The organism is Pseudomonas sp. DrBHI1, from assembly GCF_002205115.1.
GTDB lineage: Bacteria > Pseudomonadota > Gammaproteobacteria > Pseudomonadales > Pseudomonadaceae > Aquipseudomonas > Aquipseudomonas mosselii.
Genome location: NZ_NIBE01000069.1, coordinates 1 through 26,809, shown reverse-complemented (window position 1 = coordinate 26,809; position 26,809 = coordinate 1). Strand labels below are relative to the sequence as shown.

Below are 26,809 nucleotides of genomic sequence, written 5' to 3'. Positions count from 1 at the left end.
GAATTCGCATAATAAACCAAAACAAATCACCCGCGAGCATCAACAATACCGTGCCCCCCCTTATGCGCCAAAACACTATAAATGCAAGGCAAAACAAACAGCGTAAACAGCGTCCCAACCGACATCCCGGTCGCAATCACCATCCCGATATCAAACCGGCTGACCGCCCCGGCCCCGGAGGCCAAAATCAGGGGCACCATGCCAAACACCATGGCCGCCGTGGTCATCAGCACAGGCCGCAGGCGAATCGCGGCGGCCTCCTCGATCGCCTCCCGCACCCCAAGCCCTCGCTCGTCCCGTAGCTGATTGGCAAACTCGACAATAAGAATCCCGTGCTTGGTGATCAGCCCGATCAGGGTCACCAACCCCACCTGGGTATAGATGTTCATGCTCGAAACCCCCAGGAACAACGGCAACAACGCCCCGCAGATCGACAACGGCACCGTTACCAGAATCACCAGCGGATCCCGGAAACTCTCGAACTGCGCCGCCAGCACCAGGAAGATGATCGCCAGCGCCAGGCCGAAGGTCACCCACAACGCACTGCCCTCCTGGACGAACTGCCGCGCCGTCCCGGCATAGTCCAGCGAGAACCCCTCGGGCGCCTCCTCGCGAGCGATGGCGCGCACGGTTTCCAGGGCCTCGCCCATGCTCACCAGCGGCACCCCCTGGATGATCGCCGAGTTCAACTGCTGGAACTGGTTGAGCTGGCGCGGCCGGGCACGGTCGTTGAGGGTGATCAGGGTCGCGAGCGGCAGCAACTGGCCCTGCTCGTTCTTCACGTAGTAGTTGTTCAGCCAGCCAGGATTGGCCCGGTAAGGACGCTCGACCTGGGCGATTACCTTGTAGCTGCGGCCCTCCAGGGTGAAGCGGTTGATCTCGGCCTCGCCCAGCAAGGTCGCCAGGGTGCTGCCCAGGGTGTCCATCGACACCCCCATCTGCGCCGCCTTGGCGCGGTCGATGTCGATCACCACCTCGGGTTTATCGAAGGCCAGGTCGATGTCGAGGAAAGCGAACTTGCCCGACGCCTGGGCGCGTTCCTTGACCCGCTGGGCCACCTCCAGCAGGGCTGGGTAGTCACCGGCGGTGTTGATCACCAGTTGGAACGGCAGGCCCTCGCCGGTGCCGGGCAGCGACGGCAGGTTGAAGCCGAAGATCTGCAGCCCGCCAATCTGCTCAAGCTCGGCCTGCACCAGCGGCAACAACTGCATCTGCGTGCGCTCGCGCTCGTTCCAGGGCTTGAGCAGGAAGCCACCGATCCCGCTCTGCACACCGTTGAAACCGTTGATCTGGAACGACGAGTAGTACTCGGGGAAGCGCTTGAAGATCGGCGTGAACTGGTCGGTGTAGGCGTTGAGGTAGTCCAGGTTGGCGGTCTGCGGCGAGCTGCTTATCATGAAGATCACCCCCTGGTCTTCCTCCGGCGCCAGTTCGGTGCGGGTGAACATCAGCAAGGCCGGGATCAGGCACAGAATCAGCACGGCGAACACCAGCACCACCGGGCGGCTGTTCAGGGTGCCGTGCAGCAGGCGCTGGTAGCGCACCTTGAGCGCGTCGAAGATCAGGTCCAGGCGATGGGCCAGGCCGCTGGGGTTCTGCTCGTGGCGCAGCAGCAGGGCGCACATCATCGGTGACAGTGTGAGGGCGACGATGCCGGAAATGACCACCGCCCCGGCCAGGGTCAGGGCAAACTCCTTGAACAGGGCACCGGTCAACCCGGTGAGAAAACCGATGGGCGCGTACACCGCGGCCAAGGTGATGGTCATCGACACCACCGGCAGGGCGATCTCGCGGGCACCTTCCAGGGCTGCGTCGAAGGGCGACTTGCCCTCCTCGATATGACGGTGGATGTTCTCCACCACGACGATCGCGTCGTCCACCACCAGGCCGATGGCCAACACCATGGCCAGCAGCGTCAGCAGGTTCAGCGAGTAGCCCATCATCTGCATGAAAAACAGCACGCCGATCATCGATAGCGGGATGGTCACCACCGGGATCACCACCGAACGCAAGGCGCCGAGGAACAGGAACACCACGACGATGACGATCAGCACCGCTTCGCCGAGGGTCTTGATCACTTCGTCGATGGACGCCTGGATGAACAGGGTGGCGTCGTAGGCGATGGACACCTTGAGGCTGGCGGGCAGCGCCTCTTCGAGCTGCGGCATGATCCGCCGCACCTCCTTGATCACCTCCAGCGGGTTGGCTGCCGGCGTGGCCTTGATGCCGATGTACACCGACGGCGTGCCGTCGAACGAACTGACCGTGTCGTAGTTTTCCGCGCCCATTTCCACCCGCGCCACATCGCCCAGCAACACCCGGCTGTCGCCACTGGTCTTGACCGGCAGGGCGGCAAAGGCCTCGGCGGATTTCAGCTCGGTGGTGGCGTTGATGCTGGTGGCCACGTACTGGCCCTTCACCTCACCGGCGGCGGAGAGGAAGTTGTAGCGGCGCACGGCGTTGGTCACGTCCACCGCCGACAGGCCGAAGCCGGCCAGCTTCACCGGGTCGATCCAGATGCGCATGGCGAACACCTGGTTGCCAAGGATCTCGGCCTCGGCCATGCCGGGCAGCGTGGCCAGCTTGGGCTGGATGACCCGGGACAGGTAGTCGGTGATCTGCGGGTTGCTCATTTCGTCGCTGTAGAAGCTGATGTACATCAGCGCTGAGGCATCGGCGGCCTCCTTGCTCAGCACCGGGTCCTCGGAGTCCTGGGGCAGCTTGTTGCGCACCTCGTTGGCCTTGGCCAGCAACTGGGTGAACAGACGGTCGGTGTCGGCGCCGATTCGCGCATAGACCGAGATCACCGAAAAGTTCTGCCGGCTCACCGAGGTCATGTAGTCGATGCCGTCGGCGCTGGCCAGGCTCTGCTGCAAGGGTTGGGTGATATAGCCCTGGATGGTTTCGGCATTGGCCCCGGGGTAGGCGGTGGTGACGGTAATCAGTGCGTTTTCCATCTGCGGGTACTGGCGGATCTGCAGCTTGTTCCAAGCCTGCAGGCCGAGCAGCAGGATCAGCAGGCTGACCACGCAGGCCAGCACCGGGCGGCGGATGAACGGGTCGGTGAACGCCATGGCCGCCTCCCGTTCACTTCGCGCCGGGCGCGGCGGGCTTGAGGGCGTTGTCGGCGCTGATGCGGATCGCCGCGCCGGGGCTCAGTTTGAGCTGGCCGGCAGTGACCACCTGATCGCCGGCCTGCAGCCCCTTGAGCACCACGACCCAGCCTTCACGGCGCTCGCCCGTCTGCACGGTGAGCTGTTCGGCAATCAGCTTTGGCTGGCCGTTGGCGTCACGCTGGGGCTGGCCGTCCTCGCCCTTTTTCTCGCTGACCCGGTACACCGAATTGCCGTAGAGGGTATAGGTGATGGCGTTCTCCGGCACCACCACCAGCGGCTGCGGGTCGGGCAACAGCACTTGAAGGCTCGCGAACATGCCCGGCAGGAGCTTGCCTTCGGGGTTGGCCAGGGTGGCGCGGACCAGGAGGTTGCGGGTGCTTTCCTCGACCTTGGGGTTGATTGCACTGAGGCTGGCGGAGAAGGTCTGGTCAGGGTAGGCGGCCACTTGTGCCAGTACTCGCTGGCCCAGGCTCAGGTGTGGCAGCGCCTGCTCGGGCACATTGAAGTCGACATAGAGGCTGGACAGGTCCTGCAGGGTGGCGATCACCGTACCGCTGGCCAGGTAGGCGCCGACGTCCACCTGACGAATGCCGATGGTGCCGCTGAACGGGGCGCTGATGCTCTTTTTCGCCAGCGAGGCCTTGAGCTGTTCGACCACTGCCTGGTTACGCCGGTACTGGGCGGTCAGGCGGTCGAACTCGCCGCGGGAGATGGCCGAATCGCCGACCAGTTGGCTACCCCGGCCGAAGTCGACCTTGGCCAGCCCCAGGTCGGCCTGCGCAGTGCCGAGCAGGGCGATTTCCTGGTCGCTGTCCAGTTGCAGCAGCAACTGGCCGGCTTTCACTTGTTGCCCGGATTCGAAGTGCAGCGACTTCACGGTACCGGCAACTTCCAGACTCAGTTCCACGCCCTGATAGGCCTTGAGGCTGCCAACCGCTGGCAGGCGCTCCTGCCATTGGCGCCGCTCGGCTTGGGCCGCGGCCACGCTGACCGGCGGCCGGGGCTGCGAGAACATCTGCACCTGCTTGTAGATGGAAAAGGCCTTGATGCCCCCCAGGATCAATACGATCAGCAGGACGACGGCCAACATGATCAGCATGCGGCGGCGCAACATGGTCCGGTTCCCTGGAGGTGGGTTTGTTATTTATCGGGCACGACCTCGGGCGATCCGGCCCACGTGCGGTGAGGGAAAGTATTGTCGGTTTTCTGGAAAAGAGGAGGGACAAACGTGTGCCGGCCAAATCGCGGTGCAAGTCGCATCGGCGCACCGCCGCTCACGCGTCAGGACGTGGGAGCGGCGGTGCGACTTGTACCGCGATAGCTTTTACGACAAATCAGACCAGATGCAGGTGGTTATCCCAGAAGCCTGAAGGCAGGTTCATCGGCTGGCCGATCAGCTCTGCCTTGCGGCAATCGTAGAACCGGCAACGCCCCTGCCCGGAGGTAATGACGAAGCCATCCTTCACCGCCCCGACCCCGGCGCAATCGGGCATCGGTGCATCGAGCTTCACCGCGCCGCTGTCCAGATCCCAGATGAACAGGCGATTGGCCCGTGGCGCGGTCAAGGCCACCAGGCGCAGGTCGCTGTGGATGGCGACGCTGGCGGTGTACTGGGCCATCGACTGCAGCTGGCGCTCCGGCACCGGGAAGGCCTTGAACGGCTCGCCCGGACGCTTGATCGCCAGTAGCTCGGCGGTCTCCTCGGAGCCGCCCATGAACTGCTGGCAGGCGGCGATGGTGCCATCGTCGCCCACCGCCAGGTGGCGCACGCTGTTCATCTGCTGGGCCAGGGTCTCCTTGCTCAACAGGGTGCCGTCGCGCTGCATCAGCACCAGGCTCGGCTCCATGGCGTCGAGGTTCATCTCCACCCGGCTTTCGGCCTCGGTGCGGATACCGCCGTTGGCCACCACCAGGGTTTCGCCATCGGGCAGCCAGGCCACCTCATGGGGGCCGATGCCGTGGGTGGAAAGCTCGCCGCTGTGCACCAGACGTTCGCCTTCGAACCGATAGACGCCCAGCACGCCGCGACCGGGGTCGGTGGTGTCGTTCTCGGTGGTGTACAGCCACTCGCCGTCCTTGTGGATCACCGCATGGCCGTAGAAGTGCCGCTGCGGTTGCGAGGCGAGGGTCTGCAGCAGCCGGCCGTCGCGCAGGTCGACCAGGTAGCTCTCGGTACCGGGGCGGCGCGCGACGAACAAGGCGATCGGCAGCGTCGGGTGGTTGATGATCGCATGGCAACGCTGGGCCACCTGGGTGCTGAACACCTGGGTGCCGTCCAGGCGAAAGCCCACGGCGTAGTGCTTGCCGTCGCTGTCGTCGCGCGCCGACAGCAGCAACGGTTCGCTGCCTTTGCCGCGGAACAGGCTCCAGCCGCCCAGGGTCAGGGCGCTGAGCAACACGCTACCGAGTTTCAGGGCCTGGCGTCGCAGCATGATCAGTCACCGTCGTTGGCATTGAAGCCCAGCTGGATGTTCAACGCCTTGGCCAGCTCGCCTTCGTGCAGGCGGTGGACGACGTTGAGTGCGTCGTAGATCTGGTTGAGGGTCTGCTTGCCGGCGTCGTCGGCCAGCAGTTCGCCCAAGGTCTTCTGGTTGTCGGCCAGCAGCTTGATCGCCGCAGCGTAGGCGTCGTCGATCTTTTGCGCCAGTGCCGCCTGATCCTTGCCCAGCAGGCCGCGCAGGCCCTGGTTGTCGACCCCGACCCAGACCGTCTGGGCGGCCTTGAGCGAGGCTTCCAGGCTCTTGATCGACGAGTGGCTGCGCCAGGCCTCGGCCTGCAGCGGCTGCGCGATCCCCTTGCTCTGGCGGCCCATCGGCGCGCCGAGTTTCTTCTTCAGGGTGTCCAGGGCGGTGACCTGGGCCCGCAGCAGGTCGGCGATCGCCTCGTGGGAGTCGGCGTAGCGCTGGTTGGGGAACTTGGTCATCTGCGACAGCATGCCGTCGGTGCTGTTCCAGCCCTTGAGGATTTCCTCGGCCAGGGCCTTCTGGTGTTCGCCGATGGCCACCAGCAGCGGGCAGTAGCGGGCTTTCTGCTCGGCGCTGGCGATGTCCGGCTTGCTGTCGAACAGGATGTATTCGTAGGCCGACAGGCCACGCACCACCACGCTGGCCTTGCCCAGCGACTCGGCGGTGACCGCCTGTTCGCCGTTGACCAACTGCTCGACCTGGCGGCCGACCAGGTTCTTCTTGTCCGGCCAGAACTGCACCTGCCACGGGCGGTTGCCCTCGGCCAGCGGGCCGACCAGCAATGGCTGCAGTTCGGCCCAGGCCTTCTGGGCGTGGAGGAAGTCGGTGCGGGCGGTCTCCAGGGACTGTTTGCCTTCGCAGTAGGCCAAGGCGCTGGCGGCCAACTGCCGGTCGGCCTCGACCCAGCGGCTGTAGGTCGGCAGGATCACTTGCTTGGCGATGGCAGCGGAGGTCACCGCCTGCGGATCTTGCGGCGAGCAGGCGCCGAGGGCAAGTGCGGCGAGGCTGGTGAACAACAGTTTGGGTCGGAACATGCCCGGCTCCTTGTGCGGTTTAAAGGGAATTCAGGAACGCCAGCAGCGCGGCGCGCTGCTCGGCATTGAAGGTCAACACGTGATCGCGCGCCGCCTGGGCCTCGCCACCGTGCCAGAGCACGGCTTCAAGCAGGTTGCGGGCGCGGCCGTCGTGGAGGAACTGGCTGTGGCCGCTGACGGTCTCGCTCAGGCCGATGCCCCACAGTGGCGGGGTGCGCCAGTCCTGGCCATTGGCGGCGAACTCGGTGCGTTCATCGCTCAGGCCCGGGCCCATGTCGTGAAGCAGCAGGTCGCTGTAGGGACGGATCACCTGGCCGGCCAGTTCCGGTTCGGACGCATCGGCGGCGGTGGTGAACTGCGGGGTGTGGCAGCCCTGGCAGCCGGCCTGGTAGAACAGGTTCTTGCCCGCCAGCACTTCGGGCGTATCCACTTTGCGTCGGGCCGGCACGGCGAGGTTGCGGGTGTAGAAGGTGACCAGGCGCAGGATATTGTCGCTGACTTCCTTCTCGCCGTCCTGACCGTCACCGTTTGGCGCGGCCAGGCAATCGACCTGCGCGGCGGTGCAATCGTCCTTCGGCATCAGGGTGGTGGTCAGGCCCATGTCGCCGGCAAATGCGTGCACGTTCTGCTGGTTGACGTTGGGCTGCCCGGCCTTCCAGCCGAAGCGGCCGACCACGGTCTTGCCCTGGGCGTCGTCCCATACCCGGTTGGCGCGGCCGCGGATGCCATCGCGGTTGAGGTCGTCCGGGTCTTCGTTGGCCAGCAGGTCGGCTTCGGGGATGGCCTCGAGCAGCCCCAGGCCGATCATCGGCGGGGCGACCCGGGCCGAAAAGCGAGTGTCCGGGTGCAGCGGGCCATAGCCGAGCTGGGTGATCTGCAGCGTCGGGCGGCGCAGTTCGACCTGGTGGCCATCCTTGAAGGTGACGCTGTGCTTGTCGTAGCTCACCCGCACCTTGCCTTCCGGAGCCACGCCGGGGATGGCCATGTCCTGCAGCTGGGTGCCGTAGACCGGCTCGGGAACCACACCCAGGCGTTCGATTTCGCGGGCGTAGTAGGGCTGGTCGGGGATCGACAGGCGCACCAGCATCGACACCGCGTTGCTGTCGCCCGGCTCCGGCGGATGGCCTCGACCGTCGCGCACGTGGCAGTTCTGGCAGGCGTTGGTGTTGAACAATGGGCCGAGGCCATCGCGGGCGGTGGTGGTGGAGGGGGCGATTACCCAGGGATTGCGGAAAAAGCTGTTGCCCACGGCGAAATCCAGGCGCCGCTCGGGCGTCAGGTTGGCCGAGGGCAGCGAATAGGCGTTGCGGTCGCTGCGTTGCACCGTGGCCTTGCCGCCGGAGAGGGCTTCGCCGGGCTCGGCCTGGGTGAAGCGCGGGGCGTCGTCACAGGCGGCGAGGGCGAAGGCCAAGAGCAGGGGGCTTAGGCGGAGCAAGGACATCGAGGATCCTGGGCATGGGCGAAAAACCGGCGTGCAAGCTTATCAGGCTGGGGGTGTTTGAATAAGAGCAATTTGCAATTGCTGGATGAAATCACTGTCAGTTGGCCGTTATCGGCGAGTTCCGTACCTGTAGGAGCAGTGGTGCTGCTGGAAAACAAAAAGGCGGCCCAAGGGCCGCCTCTGCTGAACCGCGACGCTGATCAGAACTCGTGATCGGCGGTATCCGGGTTCAGGTTGTCGATGCCCAGCTTGCCAGCGGCCTGTTCGATCGCGCCGGTCTGCTTGACCAGCGAGGCGATGGCATCACGCACAATCTGGTTGCCGGCGGCGTTGTCGGCGGCGATCAGCTGGTCGTAGTGCTCGCCCTTGAGGGCGTGGTCGACGATCACCTGGATCTTGGCCTCGGTGGCTTCCAAGTCGGCCTTGAGGGTGGCGTCGGTGGCCGGGTCGGCCTTGGCCACCAGTGACGACAGACTCGGGCCGCTCAGCTTGGTGCCGTCGACACGGGTGTACTCGCCCAGGTAGACGTTGCGGATGCCCTTGGCGTCGTAGAAGTGCGAGTAGTGGGTGTTGTCGCTGAAGCAATCGTGCTCGTCTTCCGGCGAGTTGGCTTCCAGCGAGACCTTCATGCGCTCGCCGGCCAGTTCGCCCAGCGACAGGCTGCCCATGCCGAACAGCATCTTGCGCAGGCCGTCGTTGGCCGGCTCGCCTTCGAGGGTGGCGCGGTAATTGTCGGCGACGTTCGGCGCCCAGTTGCCGACCATCTCTTCGAGGTCCTTGACCAGCAGGTCGGTGACCGCTTTCAGGTAGGCGCGGCGACGGTCGTTGTGGCCGCCCGTGGCGCCCTTGCCTTCCAGGTAGTCGGACGCCGGACGGTTGCCCGCGCCAGGGCCGGTGCCATTGAGGTCCTGGCCCCAGAGCAGGAACTCGATGGCGTGGTAGCCGGTGGCGACGTTGGCTTCGGAGCCGCCCAGTTCGTTGAGGGTGGCGAGTTTCTCGGGGGTGATGTCCTTGACATCGATCTTGTCTTCGCCGACCTGGATCTCGGTGTTGGCGATGATGTTGGCGTTGGCCGCCGGGTTCCCCAGGGCGTGCTCGTAGCTCTTGTCGACGTAGTCGATCAGGCCTTCGTCCAGGGGCCAGGCGTTCACCTGGCCTTCCCAGTCGTCGATGATGGTGTTGCCGAAGCGAAACACTTCGCTCTGCAGGTACGGCACGCGCGAGGCGACCCAGGCATCACGGGCGGCTTTCAGGGTCTGCTCGTCGGGCTTGGCCAGGAACGCGTCGACGGCGGTCTGCAGTTGTTTGGCGGTGCTCAGCGAGTCGCTGTACACGGCATGGACCATTTCGGCGTAGTGCTTGACCACAGCCTTGGCGGCCGCCTCATCGACAGCCCCCGGCGCCGCGGCGGTGGTGCTGGCGGCGGCAGGTGCCTGGGCTTGCGGTGCGGCGGCCTTGTCGTCCTTGCCTTCGCCGCAACCGGCGAGAGCGATGGCGATGGCCAGCAGACTGGCGGAGGCCAGAGGCATTCGAATCATTGTTGGTTTCCTGCGTGGTGTGGTTGGACCGTGCGCCGTGGCACGCGAAACCAATACATCATGCGAAAGATTTGCATTTGCTGTAAAGGGGCGGGCGTGCATTTCATGCAAACGCCCGTTCAAGGTGCACCGCCAAGGCTGGCAGGGCTTACAGGGCGGAAACCTGGTTGCGTTGTGCCTGTTTGAGGAAGCTGGTCAGTTCGCGTGCCGACAACGGCTTGCTGTAATGGTAGCCCTGACCCTCGTGGCAGCCCTGGGCGATGATGTAGCTCTCCTGTTCGACGGTTTCCACGCCTTCGGCGATCACCTGCATGCCCAGGCTCTTGCCCAGTTGGATGATGGCGCGAACGATGGTGGCGTCGTCGTCATCGTCAAGCAGGTCCTGAACGAAGCTCTTGTCGATCTTGATCTTGTCCAGCGGCAGCGACTTCAGGTAGCTGAGCGAGGAATAGCCGGTGCCGAAGTCGTCAATGGCGATCAAGGCGCCCGAACGGCGCAGGCTCAGCAGGTGCTGGGCGGTGGTGCTGATGTCTTCCATCAGGCCGGTCTCGGTGACTTCCAGCTCCAGGCTGCGCGGTGGCAGACGGTAGGCCTGCAGCAGGTTGTTGACCACCCGCGGCAGTTCGTTGTGGTGCAGTTGCACCGTGGACAGGTTGACCGCCATGCGCAGCTCGCTGAAGCCCTGGTCGTGCCATTCGCGCAGCTGCCGGCAGGCCTGGTCGAGCACCCATTCACCGATGCCGATGATGCTGCCGTTCTGCTCGGCCAGCGGGATGAACTGGTCGGGCGGGACCATGCCCAGCTCCGGATGCTGCCAGCGTAGCAGCGCTTCTACGCCGACCACACGGTGGTCTCGGTAGCTGATCTGCGGCTGGTACACCAGGTACAGCTGGTTGCGTGACAGGGCCTCGCGCAGGTCTTTTTCCAATTCGCGACGGCGGCGCATCTCGCTGTCGACGCTGGCAATGTAGAACTGATAGCGGTTGCGCGAGCGGGCCTTGGCCAGGGTCATGGTCTGCTCGGCCTTCTGCAGGAGCTTCTCGGTGCTGTCGCCGTCCTCGGGGAACAGGGTGATACCGATGGTGGCGCGCAGGCGGATCTGCTGTTGGTCGAGGTCGAAGGGCGCTTCTAGGTCGTCGAGGATGCTCTGGGCCAGCTCGGCGGCTTCATAGGGTTGCTCGATGTTGGCCTGGACCAGGGCGAACTGGTCGCCGCCCAGGCGAGCCAGGGCGCCGAGCCGCCCGCTGTGGGCGCGCAGGCGGTCGGCCAGGGCCAGCAGCAACTGGTCGCCGACCTGGTAGCTGAACTGCTCGTTGATGCCCTTGAAGTCGTCCAGGCCCACGCACAGCACGGCGACACGGCGCTGCAGGCGGCCGCCGTCCACCAGGATCTTGTCCAGCTGCTGCTGTAACTGCTGGCGGTTGGGCAGGCCGGTGAGGAAGTCGTATTGGGCCATGCGCTGCAGGCTGTTCTCGGCCTCGTGGCGCAGGTGGGTGTTGCGCTCGATGGAGGCCAGCAGTTGGTTGGCGGTGTTGACCCACAGGCCCAGCTCATTGCGCTCGTGGCCCTTGAGTTGCGGAATCTGGTGCTGGCTGGGGCGGTCGGGGTTTATCTGGGTCAGGTGGTCGATGATCTTCGACAGCGGCTTGGTCAGCAGCCAGTGGTACACCAGGTACAACACCAGGCCCATGGCCAGGGCGCGCAGCACGCCGGAGATGAAGATGATCACGGCATTGATCAGGAAGTCCTCGCCGTAGGAGGAGGTGTCGAGGGTGATGCTCAGGTCGCCATAATACTCGCTGTAAGGGCCACGGCCGACCAGTTGCGTGGTGTAGGTGCGCTCCTGGCCGAGGATCAGGTCGGTCAGCCAGCGCATGGACATGTCCTGCAGCGGCCGTGACTTTTCCGCCAGCATGGTTTCGTTGGGGTGGCCGATGGAGGCCATGCGCACCGACTCGTCCTGGAACAGGCCTTCCATCACCTGCATGCCCATTTCCCGGTCGAGGCTGTACACCGCCTGGGTCGATGGGTCGCGGAACATGTCGAGGATGCGCTGGGCATCGTTGTTCACCGCCTGGCGGGTCTTGTAGGCGTCATAGACGATTTGCGCACAGCTGAGTACGACGCCGACAGCCAGCGCCGAGAGCAGTACGACCCTCAGCAGCTTGACCGATAAGCTGTTTCGAAATTCCAGCTTCAATGGGGTTTCCTTAATCCATGCGCATGCCATTATTTTGCCATCAATCATGGCGAGAGACTATCGGCCCGAGACCCCGTCAGGCAATCCGTCCGTTGATGGAAATGCCCTTGGCTCTGTATCGGTCGAGCGGTCATGCGACTTGAGTGCGCTGCGTCAACTTTCCAGATGGTTGATGTTAGCGCGCTATGCGGTCTGAGCAAGAGCGCGCGGATCGGTTGCAAATATTTCTGTCAGGTATGTCGTTGCCGAATGCGACGGCATCCTGCCGGGCAACAAAAAACCCGGCACTCAGGCCGGGTCTTTTGCATTCAAGGCGAACAATCAGGCCTTGAAGGTCTTGCCTTCGAACTGCTCGGCAACGAAGGCCCAGTTGACCAGATTCCAGAAGGCCTCGACGTACTTCGGACGCAGGTTGCGGTAGTCGATGTAGTAGGCGTGTTCCCAGACGTCGCAGGTCAGCAGCGGGGTGTCGCCGCTGGTCAGCGGGCAGCCGGCGCCGATGGTGCTGGCCAGGGCCAGGGAACCGTCGGCCTTCTTCACCAGCCAGCCCCAGCCGGAGCCGAAGGTGCCGACCGAAGTCTTGGTGAACTCTTCCTTGAACTTGTCGAACGAACCGAACGCGGCGGTGATGGCGTCAGCCAGGGCGCCGGTTGGCTGGCCGCCGCCGTTTGGCGACAGGCAGTTCCAGTAGAAGGTGTGGTTCCAGACCTGGGCTGCGTTGTTGAAGATGCCGCCCGAAGAGCTCTTGACGATCTCTTCCAGGGTCTTGCCTTCGAATTCGGTGCCTGGGACCAGGTTGTTCAGGTTCACGACATAGGTGTTGTGGTGCTTGTCGTGGTGAAACTCCAGGGTTTCCTTGGAGATGTGCGGCTGCAGGGCATCGTGGGCGTACGGCAGCGGCGGCAATTCAAAAGCCATGGTGGATCTCCTGATTCAGGTCTGTTTGCGGTTTGCGCCAGGCCTCACGGGTGGCCTGATGAGCGTCGGCGAGCTTGTACTCTTTGCGACGCGAGGGCAGGATCATAGCACCGGCCCGGGCGCTTAACCACGCAACATCTGTGGGGAATAGAGGTTCCAGAGCGGTTGGCGGGGGCCGACAGGCGGACCCTTTCAGGTGATGTGCAATCGCTGTGGGAGCCGGCTTGCCGGCGATGGGCGCGAAGCGGCCCCGTTCTTTTACACTTGTTCACAGCCAGGCGCTGCCATATCTGGCATATACCCTGATCCTGCCTTAAACCCCGATGTCCGCCATGAAACCTTTGCTGTATATCACCCCCTTGCGCGCCTTGCTGTTCGGTCTGACCCTGGCGCTGTTCGAATTGCTGACCTACCTCGCCAGCGACGCGGTCATGCCCGCCATGCCGGTGGTGGTCGGCGACCTTCACGCCAGCACCGAGTACATTCCCCACGCCCTTAACCTCTATCTGCTGGGCGGAGTGCTGCTGCAATGGCTGATCGGCCCGCTGGCGGATCGCTACGGCCGGCGCCCGTTGCTGCTGGGCGGCTGCATCTTCTTCGGCCTGGCGTGCCTGGCGACCTTCTGGGTGCAGGACATCGGCTTGTTCAACCTGTTGCGCCTGTTGCAGGGCATCGGCCTGGGTTTTGTGGTCACAGTCAGTTACCCGGCGCTCAACGAGGCTTTCAGCGAGGCCGACGCGGTGCGCATGATGGCCCTGCTGGCCAATATCGCCCTGTTGTCGCCACTGCTCGGCCCGCTGGTGGGCACCCTGATGCTGCAGTGGCTGGACTGGCGCTGGCTGTTCGTGGCGTTTGCCGCGGGCGCGGTGCTGTGCTGGCTGCTGCTCTACCGGCTGATGCCCGAAACCCTGGGGGTGGAGCGTCGCGACGGTTCGCGCCTGCCGTTCACGCCCATCCACCTGCTGCCATTGCTGGCAGGCTACGGTCAGTTGCTGGGCAATCGGCGCTTTATGGCCGGCAGTGCGGCGCTGGGGTTGGTGGGGCTGCCGCTGATCGGCTGGATCGGCCTGTCTCCGGTGCTGCTGATCCATGACGAGGGCCTGAGCACCCTGGAATACGCGCTATGGCAGCTGCCGGTGTTCGGCGGGCTGATCCTGGGCAACCTGATCATCAATCGAATCGCTGATCGCTATCCGCTGCCGTCACTGGTGCGCGGGGCCCTGTGGCCATACCTGGCAGGGCTGTCGCTGATGGTTGCGGCGACCTGGTATCGGCCGACGGTGCCCAGCGTGGTGGCCGGCATGTCGCTGTATGCGCTGGGATTGGGCGTGGCCAACGCCGTGCTATACCGCATGACGCTGTTCTCCAGCGAACAGAGCAAGGGGCTGGTATCGGCGATGCTGGGGATGATCACCATCGCCTTGCTGGGGCTGGGCGGCGCGGTGTTGGCGATGCTCGGCGCGGGTGCGAGCCTGATGCACTTCGCCCTGGCCGCAGGCGTGGCGGGCGCGCTGGCGCTGTGGTTCGTGGTAGGCGGACGTTCGGGGAAAGGGGCTGTGACCCAGTAGAAACATCTCGGGGCAAGTCCGCTCCCACGCAGTCAGTCATTCAGGCTGAATATGTGGGAGCGGGTTTGCCCCGCGATAAGGCCGGAGAAGGCCTAGTTTTGTTCAGCCGCCGGACTCTCCACCGGCACCGGCTTTCCCCGACCCACCTCCTGCCGCCAGTGCAGGGCGATCAGCACAAGCGTCGGCACGCCAAGCAGCGCGGTGATCAGGAAGAAGTCGTGGTAGCCGAACTTCTCCACCATCACCCCGGAATAGCCACCGATCAAACGCGGCAGCAACAGCATGATCGAGCTCAGCAGTGCGTACTGGGTGGCCGAGAACTTCAGGTTGGTCAGGCTCGACAGGTAGGCGACGAAGGCCGATGTGGCCAGCCCCGAACTGAAGTTGTCCAGCGAGATGGTCACCACCAGCATTTCCAGGTTCGGGCCCATGTCGGCCAGCATCAGGAACAGGATGTTGGTCGCCGCCGAGGCCGCGCCGCCGATGAACAGGATCGGCAGGATGCCGAAGCGCACGATCAGCAGGCCACCGGCACCGGCGCCCACCAGGGTCATGATCAGGCCGAAGATTTTGCTGACGCTGGCGATCTGGTCCTTGGTGAAACCCATGTCGATGTAGAACACGTTGGCCATCACGCCCATCACCGTGTCGGACATGCGGTAGGTGGCGATCAGCCCGAGCAGCAGCAGGGCCTGCCAGCGGTAGCGCGTGATGAAGTCGTTGACCGGCGTGAGCACCGGCGCCAGGCCGCGGCGGCCCAGGGACGACAGGCATGCCCAGGTCAGCAGCACATAGAGGATCAGGCGCAGGAAAGCACGGTCTTCGAGCAACAGGTCGAGCATGGACGAGTCGCCGAACACCACGCTGGCCCAGTCGGTGTTGAACAGCTGGGTGAAGCTGGCCGGCACCGAGACCAGCAGGATGATCAGCACGAACACCGAGGCCAGTTGGTGCATCAACCCGTAGCGGGCCGCCGACAGCTGGGTGCGCAGGGGCACCGGCGGTTCGCGCATCACCAAGGTGGTGAACAGCGCGGGCAGCATCAGCACGCCGAACAGCACGTAAGTACCGGTCCAGGCCTCGTGCAGGTAGCTGAACCCGGTGGAACCGAACCACTCGGCGAAGAACAGCGCACCGGCGGTGGCGAGCAGGGCGGCGACCCGGTAGCCGGCCATGTAGCTGGCGGCCAGGGCGGCCTGGCGCTGGTCGTCGGCGATCTCCAGGCGGTAGGCGTCGACGGCGATGTCCTGGGTGGCCGAGGCGAAGGCCACCAGCACCGCCAGGGCGATCAGCCACGACAGGTGTTTCTGCGGGTCGCAGAAGCCCATGCCGACCAGCCCGAGCACCACCAGCACCTGGGACAGCAGCAGCCACGAACGACGACGGCCCATGCCACCGAGCAGCGGCAGGCGCCATTGGTCGAGCAGCGGCGACCAGACCCACTTGAAGGCGTAGGCCAGGCCGATCAGGCTGGCATAGCCGATGGTCTCACGCGCCACACCCGCCTCGCGCAGCCAGACCGAAAGCGTCGAAAACACCAGCATATACGGCAGGCCGGCGGCGAATCCGAGCAGCAAGAGCACCAAAGTTGACGGGCTGGCATAGGCAGCGAGCGCAGCGCGCCAGGTTTTACGGGGCATGGGCCAACATCTGCCTCAAGGTTTGCGAAAACAAAGCGCGCACTCTAACCGCTGTGCTCCATTGGACGCCAGCCATGGCGTGCCATATCCACACGATTATTGGCCACATTCACGCCTTCTGCGCGCAAGCGGGCGCGTTGTTCGTCGCCCGATGGCGTGCCCAGGGCAAGGCTCAGTCGGCCACCGGCACCCAGCACCCGGTGCCAGGGCAGGCGGGTGTCCGCCGGCAGCTGCCCTAGGGTGCGTCCGACCCAGCGCGCCGCGCGGCCGAGGCCGGCCAGTTCGGCCAATTGCCCATAGCTGACCACCTTGCCGGCGGGGACCTGGCCCAGCACCGAGTACAGTGCCATTCGTCGGGCCTCGGCATCCTCCGGCACAGCGGGCGGTGGCGTCGAGGTCACGGGGTATTTGGCCTGTGAATGAAACCGGGCAGGCGGTCCGGGCAAATGCGAGCGGAACTCATCGGCATGGTCTGGGTCTGTCCTTGCTCAGGTTGTCGGTATCTGGATAATGCCCGGCTTTTTCGTCGAATCGAACCCAAATTGCGCTTATGTCTTCTAGAACCCTGCTTTGCCTCATCGCCGCGTCGCTCTGTACCCCTGTGCTCGCCGACACCGTGTGGATGAAGAACGGTGACCGCCTGAGCGGCAAGATCAAGGTCTTCGACGGCGGCAAGCTGTTGCTGGAGACGCCCTATGGCGGCTCGATCGCTCTGGACTGGAAACAGGTGCAGACACTGGAGAGCGACCGGGAACTGCTGGTCAAGCAGGACGCCTACTCCGGCGAGAAGGCCAAGTCGCTCAAGGCCGCCGAGCCGGGCAAGGTGACTCTGGCCAACGGCGATGCGCCGAAGACCGTCGAGCTGGCCAGCATCGAGCAGATCATGAAGCCGCGACCGCTGGTCGAGGACTTCCTGTGGAAGGGTAATGTCGATGTGGCGATGGACTACAAGCGTGCCGAGACCGACAGCGACGACTACGACGTCAGCTTCAAGACCACCGCCCGCCATGGCCGTTGGCGGCACAACGCCGAGGGCGAGTACAACCGCGAGACCAAGGACGACGTCACCACCACCAACAACTGGAGCGCCGAGTACGCCCTGGACCGCTTCATTACCGAGAAGTGGTTCTGGCAGGGGCGCCTGGAGTACAAGCGCGATCATATCGAGGACCTGGCGCGCCAGCGCACCATCGGTACCGGCCCGGGCTATCAGTTCTGGGATGACGAACTGGGTGCGTTCTCGCTGGGTTCGCTGATCAACCGCACCGATTTCGAGTACCGCGACGGTGGCAAGGACAACTTCTATTCCGCCGCCGTGAAGTGGGACTACAACCGCTACCTGATCGGCAAGAAAGTGGAGTTCTTCACCAATGGCGAATTCGGCAAGCCGCTGGGCGGCGTGGCCGACTACTCGCTGGATGCCGAGATGGGGCTGCGCTACAAGGTGACCGAGTGGGCTTCGCTCAACCTCAAGGCGGAGAAGGACCTGATCAAGGGCACGAGCGACAGCGACCTGGACAAGACTCGCTATACCGCAGGGTTCGGCGTTACCTGGTAGGTCGGCAGCGTGCTTTTGGTGTAGGAGCGGCCTTGTGTCGCGATAGGGCTGCGCAGCGGCCCCAGGATCTCAGCGACTAGGCAGACATTGCCGGGGCCGCGTTGCGGCCCTATCGCGACACAAGGCCGCTCCTACAGGGATATGCGTAGATCTACACGGCAGCAGGCCCAGTGGCAGCGGCGGGTGATAATGCTTATCTTGTCACCCATCCAGTCCGTCGTCAGGAGCCTTTCCAGTGAGTACCAACGCCCTTCGCCCCGCCCGGGAACTGCTGCTCAAGGAGTACCGCGGCGTCCTCTCGACTCACTCCAAGTCCATGCCCGGCTATCCCTTCGGTTCGGTGGTGCCTTACTGCCTGGACGCCGAGGGCCATCCGCTGATCCTCATCAGCCGTATCGCCCAGCACACCCACAACCTGCAGAAAGATCCGAAGTGTTCACTGCTGGTGGGCGAGCGCGACGCCGAGGACGTGCAGGCGGTCGGGCGCCTGACGGTGATGGCCGAGGCGCGCAAGCTGACCGACGAAGCGGCCATCGAGGCTGCCGCGGCCCGCTACTACCGGTACTTCCCTGAATCGGCCAACTACCACAAGGCCCACGACTTCGATTTCTGGGTGCTCGAGCCGGTACGCCACCGCTACATCGGTGGCTTCGGCGCGATCCACTGGCTCGACCAGGTGACCCTGAGCAATCCCTTTGCGGGCAAGGCCGAGGCCAGCATGATCGAGCACATGAACAGCGACCACGCCAATGCCATCGCCCATTACGTCGAACTGACCGACCTGCCGCGCACGGCGCCGGCCGAAATGGTTGGTATCGACAGCGAAGGCATGCATCTGCGTATCGGCCAGGCGGTATACTGGCTGGCGTTCCCGAGCACCTGCAACACGCCGACACATGTCCGTGAAGCCTTGGTTTTTCTGGCCCGCGCTGACCAGTGGCCGGTTGCGGAAAGCGTCGAGGGTTGAAAACAGGCGTCGAGGCATCCATTTGATGGTCTTACAGGAAGATTCTCTTCCGTCGAGGAACCCTTGATGCGTGCTTTTCTACTGCTGTTACTGCTTTTCCCCGTGCTGGAGCTGTTCGTCTTCGTCAAGGTCAGCGCGGCCATCGGTTTCTTCCCGGCGCTGCTGCTGATCATCGCCGGTTCCGCCCTGGGTGTGTTGGTGATGCGCGTTGCCGGCCTGGCCACTGCCCTGCGTGCCCGGGAAAGCCTGCAGCGCGGCGAGTTGCCGGCTGAGGACATGTTCCAGGGCCTGATGCTCACCGTTGGTGGCGGCCTGTTGCTGCTGCCGGGCTTCATCAGCGATGTGCTGGGCCTGCTCTGCCTGCTGCCGTTCACCCGTCGCCTGGTGGCCGGTCGGCTGCGTCGCCGCGCCGAGGAACAGGCTCTGCGCCAGCGCGCGTTCCAGGATGATCCGTTCCAGGCGCAGCCCCGCGATGGCGGCCATCGTCCGAACGTGATCGAGGGCGAGTACGAGCGTCGCGACAAATAACACCGATTTTTCGTGGGCGCGGGCTTGTCCCGCGATGGCCTCTGGGTTGGGCTCATCGCGGGACAGGCCCGCTTCCACGATGACGTTTTGAAAAATTTTCCGCGCAAGCCTTGTAATTGTTTTTAGCGGCCTCATGTATGTGTCACCGCAAGGTTTCTGGTGGCGACACCAGACATGACATAGGTGGTTCGCCCTGTGCGGACCACCCCCGGCAACGCCGGATCGAACCAACCCGCCGGTGTCGACACCGGCCGATGAAAACCACAATTTGGGAGAGATCGACAATGAAGCTTCGTCCTCTGCATGACCGCGTCGTCATCCGTCGCAGCGAAGAAGAATCGAAAACCGCTGGCGGTATCGTCCTGCCGGGTTCGGCCGCTGAAAAACCAAACCGCGGCGAAGTCGTTGCCGTCGGCACCGGTCGTATCCTGGACAACGGCGAAGTACGCGCGCTGGCCGTGAAAGTGGGTGACAAAGTGGTTTTCGGCCCTTACTCGGGCAGCAACACCGTGAAAGTCGACGGCGAAGACCTGCTGGTCATGGCCGAGAACGAAATCCTGGCCGTTATCGAAGCCTGATTTCCCCGACTTCCCGTTACTCCAAAGAATTTCAAGGATTAAACGATCATGGCTGCTAAAGACGTAAAATTCGGCGATTCCGCCCGTAAGAAAATGCTGGTTGGTGTCAACGTTCTGGCTGACGCGGTAAAAGCGACCCTGGGCCCGAAAGGCCGCAACGTGGTCCTGGCCAAGAGCTTCGGCGCGCCGACCATCACCAAGGACGGCGTTTCCGTCGCCAAAGAGATCGAGCTCAAGGACGCCTTCGAGAACATGGGCGCCCAGCTGGTCAAGGAAGTCGCTTCCAAGGCCAACGACGCCGCCGGTGACGGCACCACCACCGCCACCGTCCTGGCCCAGGCCATCGTCAACGAAGGCCTGAAGGCCGTTGCCGCCGGCATGAACCCGATGGACCTCAAGCGCGGTATCGACAAGGCCACCGCCGCCGTCGTCGCCGAGCTGAAGAACCTGTCCAAGCCATGCGCCGATTCCAAGGCCATCGCCCAGGTCGGCACCATCTCCGCCAACTCCGACAACTCCATCGGTGAAATCATCGCCGAAGCCATGGAAAAAGTCGGTAAAGAAGGCGTGATCACCGTCGAAGAAGGTTCGGGCCTGGAAAACGAACTGTCTGTCGTAGAAGGCATGCAGTTCGACCGTGGCTACCTGTCGCCGTACTTCGTCAACAAGCCGGACACCATGGTTGCCGAGCTGGAAGGCGCGCTGCTGCTGCTGGTCGACAAGAAGATCTCCAACATCCGTGAGCTGCTGCCAGTACTGGAAGCCGTTGCCAAGGCCGGTCGTCCGCTGCTGATCGTTGCCGAGGACGTCGAGGGCGAGGCCCTGGCCACCCTGGTGGTCAACAACATGCGTGGCATCGTCAAGGTTGCCGCGGTCAAGGCCCCGGGCTTCGGCGACCGCCGCAAGGCCATGCTGCAGGACATCGCCGTCCTGACCGGCGGTACCGTGATCTCCGAAGAGATTGGTCTGTCCCTGGAAACCGCCACCCTGGAGCACCTGGGTAACGCCAAGCGCGTGATCCTGTCCAAGGAAAACACCACCATCATCGACGGTGCTGGCGAAGAAGCCGACATCCAGGCCCGCGTCACCCAGATCCGTGCCCAGGTTGCCGACACCACTTCGGACTACGACCGTGAGAAGCTGCAAGAGCGTCTGGCCAAGCTGGCTGGCGGTGTTGCCGTGATCAAGGTCGGTGCTGGCACCGAAGTCGAAATGAAAGAGAAGAAAGCCCGCGTCGAAGACGCCCTGCACGCCACCCGTGCAGCCGTCGAAGAAGGCGTGGTGCCTGGCGGTGGCGTTGCCCTGGTTCGCGCCCTGGCTGCCATTGCCAACCTCAAAGGCGACAACGAAGACCAGAACGTCGGTATCGCCCTGCTGCGTCGCGCCGTCGAAGCCCCGCTGCGCCAGATCACTGCCAACGCCGGCGACGAGCCAAGCGTTGTCGCTGACAAGGTCAAGCAAGGTTCGGGCAACTTCGGCTACAACGCCGCTACCGGTGAATACGGCGACATGATCGAGATGGGCATCCTGGACCCAGCCAAGGTCACCCGTTCGGCCCTGCAAGCCGCAGCTTCGATCGGCGGTCTGATGATCACCACCGAAGCCATGGTTGCCGACCTGCCGGAAGACAAGCCAACTGCTGGCATGCCTGACATGGGCGGCATGGGTGGCATGGGCGGCATGATGTAAGCCAGCCTTACCCCCTGTACCCAGAAAAAGCCCCGCCTAGTGCGGGGCTTTTTCGTTTGTTCTGGCGTCATCGCAAGGATGGGTTTGCCCTGCGATTGTTCATCGAACGGCGCTGTGTTCTGCCACGGGGGCCCTGGCGGCCCCGCGGCCATACAGCACCAGGTAATACGACCCCAGCCCGATCAACCAGCAGAACACCGCCGTCCATACGTTGTGTGACAGGAAGTGCGCGCCCTGCATCATCCGTCCGACCGACAGTCCCGCGCCAGCCACGAGGGCTACCGCGAGCGCCACCCGTGCCAGGCGCGGACGGCGATCGCGCAGCATGAAGAACAGGCCGAACAGGCAGAACCCGGTCGCGGCATGCCCGCCTGGCCAGCACAGTCCGGGCTTGTCGGTCGCAGGGCGTGGCTCCAGCAGCTTGCTGTAGGTCTCCTTGCCGCCGAATTGGGTCAGGCTCCACGGGCATTGCACTTGGGTAACTTTCTTCAGCGGCGTGACGAAGGCCGTCGACAGCCCCAACGCCAATACCAGGCAGCCGAGTTCACGGCGCCAGCCCGCCAGCCGTTGCCAGACGAAGCTCAGGGCGAAACCGACCACGGCCAGCAGTCCGAAGACGATTACGCCCTGCTTGACCCGGTCATGCAGGATGTTTTCCAGCAGGTAGCTGTGGCGACCGATGAACTGGCCGGCAGCCGGGTCGTAGAACAGGTTGGCCACATCCATGTCCAGCGGCGTCCATTCGAGCAGGATCAAGGCCATGGCGGTAACGAAAGGGATGCCCAGGTACAGCCACGGGTTGATCGGGCGAGGGCGCACGGATGACTGCATGATGACTCCAGAGGGTGGAAAAGACCGTGCATTGTCGGGTGCCCGCTATCCTGTGTGCGTGAATGATCGGTGAAAAAACTGTCAAGTTCGGTGATTTCGAGCCAGGGCATGGCACCATGCGGGCATTGGACGTAAGCTGCGCCTGCCGCGCCCGGCGAAGCGCCGCACAGGAGACCTCGATGCGCATTCTTTTGGTTGAAGACAACCGCGATATTCTGGCCAACCTGGCCGACTACCTTGGCATGAAGGGCTACACCGTCGACTGTGCCCAGGATGGCCTGTCCGGGTTGCACCTGGCCGCGACCGAACACTACGACCTGATCGTGCTCGACATCATGTTGCCGGGCATCGATGGCTATACGCTGTGCAAGCGCCTGCGCGAGGATGCCCGGCGCGACACGCCGGTGATCATGCTCACCGCCCGCGACCAGCTGGACGACCGCCTGCAAGGCTTCCGCTCGGGCGCGGACGACTACCTGCTCAAGCCGTTCGCGCTGTCCGAGCTGGCGGCGCGCATCGAGGCGGTGCTGCGTCGCGCCCAGGGTGGTGGTCGGCGTACCCTGCAGGTCGCCGACCTGAGCTACGACCTCGATACCCTGGAGGTGACTCGTCAGGGGCGCCTGCTCAAGCTCAACCCGGTCGGCCTGAAACTGCTGGCCGTGCTGATGCAGAAGAGCCCCCATGTATTGCGCCGCGAGGTGCTGGAGGAAGCCTTGTGGGGCGACGACTGTCCGGACAGCGACAGCCTGCGCAGTCACGTCCACCAGTTGCGCCAGGTGATCGACAAACCGTTCGACAAACCCCTGCTGCATACCGTCCATGGCGTCGGCTATCGCCTCGCCGAGGGCCGCGATGGAGTTTAAACAGAGCCTTGCCCAGCGCATCATCATCGCTTTCGCGCTGATGAGCGCGCTGGTGGCCGGGGCCTTCGCCTTCGGCATCGTCGCCACGGTGCACCTGGTCGAGGAACGCCTGATCTCGTCGGTGCTTGGCGGTGATCTGCAACGCCTGCTGCGCATGGACAGCGTCAGCGACTGGAGCCATCGGCCACGCCCCGACCAGTTGTTCTATTTCAGCGGCGGGCGCGATGACTTCGAGTTGCCCAAGGACCTGCGCCACCTGGATGCCGGCTTCCACGAGGTGTTTCGCGACCAGCTCTCGTATCATGCCATGGTCGAGATCGTCGACGGTCGGCGTTATGTGCTGCTGCAGGACCAGAGCGATTTCGAGGAGCGCGAGCGGGTGTTGTTCGCCGTGGTCGTGGTCGGCTTCGTGCTCAGCCTGGCCCTTGCGGTGATCCTTGGTTGGTTGCTGGCGCGGCGCGTGATGGCGCCGGTGATCCGCTTGGCGCGCCAGGTCCGCCACCGTGACCAGTTGCTGGGCCTTGCGCCGCCGTTGGCGCCGGACTACGCGGCGGACGAGGTCGGCCAGCTGGCAGTCGCCTTCGACGATACCCTGGGGCGCCTGCGCGATGCCTTGACCCGTGAGCGGCTGTTCACCAGCGACGTCAGCCATGAGCTGCGCACGCCGCTCATGGTCCTGGCGACTTCGTGCGAGTTGCTGATGGAGAACCCCGGCCTTGATGGGCGCGCGCGCAGCCAGGTCGAACGCATCGCCCGGGCGACCGAGGAAATGCGCGAACTGGTGAAGACGTTCCTGATGTTGGCCCGTGCACAGCGCGATGAAGGCGCCATCGCATCGCGGGCAACCTTGCGTGAGGTGGGCGACGACCTGATCGGTGTATGGCGCGACACCATCGAACAGAAGGGCTTGGCGCTTTACTACGAGGGGCGGGTCAGTGCCAGCCCGGTGCTGTACAACGCCACCTTCCTGCAATCGGTGATGGGTAACTTGCTGCGCAACGCGGCGCACTACACTGACAGTGGCTACATTCGCTTGAGTCTCGAGGCCAATGGCTTCTGTGTCGAGGACAGTGGCGTGGGGATTCCGGAGGAGCAGCGCGAGGCGATGTTCCGGCCGTTCGTGCGTGGCGACGAGCGCCGCGGCGAGGGCCTGGGCCTGGGCCTGTCGCTGGTGCAGCGCATCTGTGACGATCAGGGTTGGCGCGTCACCTTGACCGCGACCTTGCCCCATGGTTGCCGCTTCCAGGTCGACCTGAGCCAGGGCACGAAAGTGGTGCAGGACGGTGAAAGCCAGGATGGGCTATTGGATCCCGATTAACCTCCTGTAACACCTGCATTTGGTGCTGACAGATTTTTCACATCGACATGACCTGATTCCAACGCTTGCGTACCTATGGTGAGCGCACTGGAGTCAGGAGATGTCCAATGCGTAGCCCCATCAAACTCGAATTCTCGGACAAGTACGACCGCAATCACGCCCGGGAGTACTTCCTCAAGCACCAGGATGGCCTGGCTCGGCGCTTGTCCCACCAGCGTGACGAGCAGTTGGCCCGCCGTGCCCTGGCGCTGGCCGGTGAGCCTGGCCTGGTGCTCGACCTGCCCTGCGGCGCCGGAAGGTTCTGGCCGCTGCTGGCGGAAAAGGCCAACCGCGTGATCATCGGCGCGGACAATTCAGCGGCGATGATCGAGACAGCCTGTGCGTCACAACCGCCAGAGGTGGTTGCGCGGGTACGCCCCTTGCAGACTTCCGCGTTCGCCATCGACCTTCCGGATAACGCGGTCGACAGCATTTTTTGCATGCGCTTGTTCCACCATATTGGCGATCCGCTCCACCGGAAGAAAATTCTTTCGGAATTTCAAAGGGTTAGCCGAGACAGCGTGATCCTTTCACTGTGGGTGGATGGCAATTTCAAGGCCTGGCGCCGCCGCAAGCTCGAAGCCAGGCGCAGTGCGCGGACGACGCAGGACGGCTATCAGAACCGCTTCGTGTTACCCGCGGCTACAGTTGAAGAAGAATTTGTGTCAGCAGGATTCAGAATTCAGGAACGACTCGACTTTCTGCCGTTCTATGCCATGTGGCGAGTTTACGTATTGCGCAAGGGGTAACGAGTGATGGCGGTAGCGCAGAATCAGTCCAGGCAGTTTGATTTTTACTGGCAGCAGCAGGGAGAGTGGGTCGAGGAACCCAACCAGCGGCGTGGCGGCGAGAGTGGCGTGCAGCGCCTGAGCGACGGCGAGGGGCATCTGCTGTATGCCAAACGCCAGGTCGGGCACATCTACCGCAGCCTGCTGCATCCGTTCGGGCGCCCCACGGTGTTGCGCGAACTCGATGCACTGAACAGTTTCGAGCAACTGGGCGTCAGGGTACCGCGGATCGTCTATGCCGGGGCCGAGCGGGACGCTGATCATCAGTGGCGGGCCTTGCTGGTCAGCGAGGCGCTCGAGGGTTTCGTCGACCTCGATGCCTGGCATGCCTCCGGGGCCCGTGAGCATTACCCGCAGGCCGTGCATGAGCGCATGCTCAAGGACCTCGCGGACAACCTGGCGCGCATGCACCTGGGGCATTGGCAGCATGGCTGCCTGTACGGCAAGCACGTGTTCGTCAAGGTGGTGGGCGAGGGCGAGTTGGCGCGGGTGGAAGTGGCGTTGCTGGACCTGGAGAAGTGTCGGCGGCGGATCAGTTGCCAGCGTGCGGCCTATAACGACCTGCGGCAGTTGCGACGCCACTCGTCGTTCAACGAGGCGGAATGGCAGACCTTGCTCTACTTTTACCAAATGGCGTTTGGCAGCGCGGTCAAAGGTTTAGAGCAATGAAACTAGAAATCGCTCGAGCTTTATTCCTGGTCGCGGCGTTGGCGGTGACCACGGCGGCGGCGGCGGCCTGGGAGCAGCCGCGGCCCACGGTCTTCAGCAAGGCTGAGGTCGGTGGGGTGTGTCCGTTGCCACGGGTGGCCAAGGTAGAGCAGGGGCGGGCTGAGCCGGATCATGATCTGCTGTTGTTCCTGTTTGGGATGAGGCAGGGGTTGCGGCCGTTTGGTTGACGTGGGTTATGTGGTGAGCGCCGGGGGTTTCTTTATGAATTTCTGGCGTTTGTTTATTTGGGGTTTATGGTTGGTTGATGTTTGTTTTTGAAGTTTTATGCGCATTCATTTGCGATGTCGACGCTTATTCACCTTTCCGCCCTTACGGCGGGTCACTTTTTGTCAAACGCCCGGAGCGCCGGCCGGACAAAAGTAACCAAAAAACGCTGCGCTCCATTCATCCGGCCCTGCGCTTCGCTCCGGGTCCCCTCACTCCGGCCTTGCTCCCGGGAGGACCGCGCTGCAGGGCCCATCCTGGGCCCCAGCGCTTGACGGGCATCCATGCCCGTCACCTCCCTCCGCAAGGCCTGCGTTCGGCCTCCTGAAGTCGCGAAGTTACGGGCGGCGCCTGAACTGACACAGCTGTCGCTAGTTGAAAGTTTAGTTGATCTCTCGATCGTATCGCGGGGCAGCCAATATATAACTAACTGTCAAACAGCTAACTTCGAATTTCTTGCTCTTGCTCTTGCTTCTAAGCGCGCGGTAGTTCAGGCAACACCAATTGCGACTTCAGGAGGCCGAGCGGAGTTCTTGCGGAGGGAGGTGACGGCCATGGATGGCCGTCAAGCGCTGCGCCCCAGGATGGGGCGTTCAGCGCGGTCCTCCCGGGAGCAAGAACGGAGCGAGGGAACCCCGAAGCGAAGCGTAGGGGCCGGATGAACGGAGCGGGGCGGCTTTGGTTACTTTGGCCGCGGACGGCGAGTTAAGACCAATCTATGGTCACCCCATTTTTTGCAATACTGTTCATCAGATGGAATGGATGGCTTGCTTCAATCTATCCGGCGTCTATTGGGC

22 protein-coding genes are annotated in these 26,809 nt (G+C 63.7%); 11 read left to right on the top strand and 11 right to left on the bottom strand.

Annotated elements, in window-relative coordinates:
• Positions 1 to 26: 26 nt before the first annotated feature.
• The 8 genes from CC207_RS15540 to CC207_RS15505 all read right to left on the bottom strand — a co-directional run bounded on the left by CC207_RS15540 (position 27) and on the right by CC207_RS15505 (position 12,712).
• Positions 27 to 3,074 (bottom strand): multidrug efflux RND transporter permease subunit, encoded by a 3,048-nt coding sequence (locus CC207_RS15540; RefSeq protein WP_028689670.1) that lies wholly within the window; start codon positions 3,072 to 3,074, stop codon positions 27 to 29.
• A gap of 13 nt (positions 3,075 to 3,087) precedes the next feature.
• On the bottom strand, positions 3,088 to 4,230 hold the full coding sequence (locus tag CC207_RS15535) for an efflux RND transporter periplasmic adaptor subunit (RefSeq protein ID WP_088852372.1): 1,143 nt from the start codon (positions 4,228 to 4,230) through the stop codon (positions 3,088 to 3,090).
• 220 nt (positions 4,231 to 4,450) lie between these two features.
• A complete protein-coding gene (locus tag CC207_RS15530; RefSeq protein ID WP_088852371.1) occupies positions 4,451 to 5,548 on the bottom strand; it encodes a DUF1513 domain-containing protein in 1,098 nt (365 codons plus the stop codon).
• A gap of 2 nt (positions 5,549 to 5,550) precedes the next feature.
• Entirely contained in the window at positions 5,551 to 6,615 is a 1,065-nt protein-coding gene (locus CC207_RS15525) for an imelysin family protein (RefSeq protein ID WP_028689673.1), read from the bottom strand.
• Between the two features lie 19 nt (positions 6,616 to 6,634).
• Positions 6,635 to 8,056 carry a di-heme oxidoredictase family protein gene (locus tag CC207_RS15520; protein ID WP_028689674.1) on the bottom strand — a complete coding sequence of 474 codons (1,422 nt, stop codon included), beginning with the start codon at positions 8,054 to 8,056 and terminating at the stop codon, positions 6,635 to 6,637.
• A gap of 200 nt (positions 8,057 to 8,256) precedes the next feature.
• Positions 8,257 to 9,594: an imelysin family protein gene (locus tag CC207_RS15515; protein WP_028689675.1), complete on the bottom strand. Its 1,338-nt coding sequence runs from the start codon at positions 9,592 to 9,594 to the stop codon at positions 8,257 to 8,259.
• Positions 9,595 to 9,742: 148 nt separating this feature from the next.
• Positions 9,743 to 11,794 carry a bifunctional diguanylate cyclase/phosphodiesterase gene (locus CC207_RS15510; RefSeq protein WP_088852370.1) on the bottom strand — a complete coding sequence of 684 codons (2,052 nt, stop codon included), beginning with the start codon at positions 11,792 to 11,794 and terminating at the stop codon, positions 9,743 to 9,745.
• A gap of 321 nt (positions 11,795 to 12,115) precedes the next feature.
• Positions 12,116 to 12,712 (bottom strand): superoxide dismutase, encoded by a 597-nt coding sequence (locus CC207_RS15505; protein WP_028689685.1) that lies wholly within the window; start codon positions 12,710 to 12,712, stop codon positions 12,116 to 12,118.
• A 332-nt stretch (positions 12,713 to 13,044) separates the two neighbouring features.
• Here CC207_RS15505 and CC207_RS15500 point away from each other — a divergent pair, with 332 nt between their 5' ends.
• Positions 13,045 to 14,280, top strand: a complete 1,236-nt coding sequence (locus CC207_RS15500; RefSeq protein ID WP_088852369.1) for an MFS transporter — start codon at positions 13,045 to 13,047, stop codon at positions 14,278 to 14,280.
• Between the two features lie 92 nt (positions 14,281 to 14,372).
• Here the strand turns inward: CC207_RS15500 and CC207_RS15495 are convergent, their stop codons facing one another.
• Both CC207_RS15495 and CC207_RS15490 read right to left on the bottom strand, forming a co-directional pair.
• A complete protein-coding gene (locus CC207_RS15495; RefSeq protein ID WP_028689687.1) occupies positions 14,373 to 15,920 on the bottom strand; it encodes an AmpG family muropeptide MFS transporter in 1,548 nt (515 codons plus the stop codon).
• A gap of 44 nt (positions 15,921 to 15,964) precedes the next feature.
• Positions 15,965 to 16,270 (bottom strand): MGMT family protein, encoded by a 306-nt coding sequence (locus CC207_RS15490; RefSeq protein ID WP_050703864.1) that lies wholly within the window; start codon positions 16,268 to 16,270, stop codon positions 15,965 to 15,967.
• A 200-nt stretch (positions 16,271 to 16,470) separates the two neighbouring features.
• Here CC207_RS15490 and CC207_RS15485 point away from each other — a divergent pair, with 200 nt between their 5' ends.
• From CC207_RS15485 to groL, 5 genes are all read left to right on the top strand, one after another.
• Positions 16,471 to 17,478 (top strand): DUF481 domain-containing protein, encoded by a 1,008-nt coding sequence (locus CC207_RS15485; RefSeq protein WP_062364493.1) that lies wholly within the window; start codon positions 16,471 to 16,473, stop codon positions 17,476 to 17,478.
• A 235-nt stretch (positions 17,479 to 17,713) separates the two neighbouring features.
• Positions 17,714 to 18,445, top strand: coding sequence for a HugZ family protein (locus CC207_RS15480; protein WP_062364491.1), 732 nt, complete (start codon positions 17,714 to 17,716; stop codon positions 18,443 to 18,445).
• A gap of 66 nt (positions 18,446 to 18,511) precedes the next feature.
• Entirely contained in the window at positions 18,512 to 18,973 is a 462-nt protein-coding gene (locus CC207_RS15475) for an FxsA family protein (RefSeq protein ID WP_028689691.1), read from the top strand.
• Positions 18,974 to 19,257: 284 nt separating this feature from the next.
• The gene (locus CC207_RS15470; protein ID WP_028689692.1) at positions 19,258 to 19,551 is read left to right on the top strand and encodes a co-chaperone GroES; all 294 of its coding nucleotides are present in this window, start codon (positions 19,258 to 19,260) and stop codon (positions 19,549 to 19,551) included.
• A 48-nt stretch (positions 19,552 to 19,599) separates the two neighbouring features.
• The gene (groL, locus tag CC207_RS15465; RefSeq protein WP_088852368.1) at positions 19,600 to 21,240 is read left to right on the top strand and encodes a chaperonin GroEL; all 1,641 of its coding nucleotides are present in this window, start codon (positions 19,600 to 19,602) and stop codon (positions 21,238 to 21,240) included.
• 99 nt (positions 21,241 to 21,339) lie between these two features.
• On the opposite strand, the gene CC207_RS15460 is transcribed toward groL, so the two are convergent.
• A complete protein-coding gene (locus CC207_RS15460; protein ID WP_088852367.1) occupies positions 21,340 to 22,071 on the bottom strand; it encodes a phosphatase PAP2 family protein in 732 nt (243 codons plus the stop codon).
• Positions 22,072 to 22,250: 179 nt separating this feature from the next.
• Here CC207_RS15460 and colR point away from each other — a divergent pair, with 179 nt between their 5' ends.
• The 5 genes from colR (at position 22,251) to CC207_RS15435 (ending at position 25,975) form a co-directional block, all read left to right on the top strand.
• Positions 22,251 to 22,934, top strand: coding sequence for a two-component system response regulator ColR (gene colR, locus CC207_RS15455; protein WP_028689695.1), 684 nt, complete (start codon positions 22,251 to 22,253; stop codon positions 22,932 to 22,934).
• Positions 22,924 to 24,252, top strand: coding sequence for a HAMP domain-containing sensor histidine kinase (locus tag CC207_RS15450; RefSeq protein WP_028689696.1), 1,329 nt, complete (start codon positions 22,924 to 22,926; stop codon positions 24,250 to 24,252). Before colR ends, CC207_RS15450 begins: the two co-directional genes overlap by 11 nt.
• A gap of 107 nt (positions 24,253 to 24,359) precedes the next feature.
• Positions 24,360 to 25,040, top strand: a complete 681-nt coding sequence (locus CC207_RS15445; protein ID WP_028689697.1) for a class I SAM-dependent methyltransferase — start codon at positions 24,360 to 24,362, stop codon at positions 25,038 to 25,040.
• 6 nt (positions 25,041 to 25,046) lie between these two features.
• A complete protein-coding gene (locus tag CC207_RS15440; protein ID WP_028689698.1) occupies positions 25,047 to 25,748 on the top strand; it encodes a lipopolysaccharide kinase InaA family protein in 702 nt (233 codons plus the stop codon).
• Complete coding sequence (locus CC207_RS15435) at positions 25,745 to 25,975, top strand: hypothetical protein (protein WP_028689699.1); 231 nt, start codon at positions 25,745 to 25,747, stop codon at positions 25,973 to 25,975. Before CC207_RS15440 ends, CC207_RS15435 begins: the two co-directional genes overlap by 4 nt.
• The last annotated feature ends 834 nt before the right edge of the window (positions 25,976 to 26,809 follow it).

What these genes read in the sequence shown, in the direction of transcription:
- CC207_RS15525 (WP_028689673.1), bottom strand. Translation starts at nt 6,615, where the DNA reads ATGTTCCGACCCAAACTGTTGTTCACCAGCCTCGCCGCACTTGCCCTC.
- CC207_RS15530 (WP_088852371.1), bottom strand. Translation starts at nt 5,548, where the DNA reads ATGCTGCGACGCCAGGCCCTGAAACTCGGTAGCGTGTTGCTCAGCGCC.
- CC207_RS15440 (WP_028689698.1), top strand. Translation starts at nt 25,047, where the DNA reads ATGGCGGTAGCGCAGAATCAGTCCAGGCAGTTTGATTTTTACTGGCAG.
- CC207_RS15490 (WP_050703864.1), bottom strand. Translation starts at nt 16,270, where the DNA reads ATGGCACTGTACTCGGTGCTGGGCCAGGTCCCCGCCGGCAAGGTGGTC.
- CC207_RS15535 (WP_088852372.1), bottom strand. Translation starts at nt 4,230, where the DNA reads ATGTTGCGCCGCCGCATGCTGATCATGTTGGCCGTCGTCCTGCTGATC.
- CC207_RS15470 (WP_028689692.1), top strand. Translation starts at nt 19,258, where the DNA reads ATGAAGCTTCGTCCTCTGCATGACCGCGTCGTCATCCGTCGCAGCGAA.
- CC207_RS15515 (WP_028689675.1), bottom strand. Translation starts at nt 9,594, where the DNA reads ATGATTCGAATGCCTCTGGCCTCCGCCAGTCTGCTGGCCATCGCCATC.
- CC207_RS15520 (WP_028689674.1), bottom strand. Translation starts at nt 8,056, where the DNA reads ATGTCCTTGCTCCGCCTAAGCCCCCTGCTCTTGGCCTTCGCCCTCGCC.
- colR (WP_028689695.1), top strand. Translation starts at nt 22,251, where the DNA reads ATGCGCATTCTTTTGGTTGAAGACAACCGCGATATTCTGGCCAACCTG.
- CC207_RS15445 (WP_028689697.1), top strand. Translation starts at nt 24,360, where the DNA reads ATGCGTAGCCCCATCAAACTCGAATTCTCGGACAAGTACGACCGCAAT.
- CC207_RS15435 (WP_028689699.1), top strand. Translation starts at nt 25,745, where the DNA reads ATGAAACTAGAAATCGCTCGAGCTTTATTCCTGGTCGCGGCGTTGGCG.
- CC207_RS15485 (WP_062364493.1), top strand. Translation starts at nt 16,471, where the DNA reads ATGTCTTCTAGAACCCTGCTTTGCCTCATCGCCGCGTCGCTCTGTACC.
- CC207_RS15500 (WP_088852369.1), top strand. Translation starts at nt 13,045, where the DNA reads ATGAAACCTTTGCTGTATATCACCCCCTTGCGCGCCTTGCTGTTCGGT.
- CC207_RS15540 (WP_028689670.1), bottom strand. Translation starts at nt 3,074, where the DNA reads ATGGCGTTCACCGACCCGTTCATCCGCCGCCCGGTGCTGGCCTGCGTG.
- CC207_RS15460 (WP_088852367.1), bottom strand. Translation starts at nt 22,071, where the DNA reads ATGCAGTCATCCGTGCGCCCTCGCCCGATCAACCCGTGGCTGTACCTG.
- CC207_RS15505 (WP_028689685.1), bottom strand. Translation starts at nt 12,712, where the DNA reads ATGGCTTTTGAATTGCCGCCGCTGCCGTACGCCCACGATGCCCTGCAG.
- CC207_RS15475 (WP_028689691.1), top strand. Translation starts at nt 18,512, where the DNA reads ATGCGTGCTTTTCTACTGCTGTTACTGCTTTTCCCCGTGCTGGAGCTG.
- CC207_RS15450 (WP_028689696.1), top strand. Translation starts at nt 22,924, where the DNA reads ATGGAGTTTAAACAGAGCCTTGCCCAGCGCATCATCATCGCTTTCGCG.
- CC207_RS15495 (WP_028689687.1), bottom strand. Translation starts at nt 15,920, where the DNA reads ATGCCCCGTAAAACCTGGCGCGCTGCGCTCGCTGCCTATGCCAGCCCG.
- groL (WP_088852368.1), top strand. Translation starts at nt 19,600, where the DNA reads ATGGCTGCTAAAGACGTAAAATTCGGCGATTCCGCCCGTAAGAAAATG.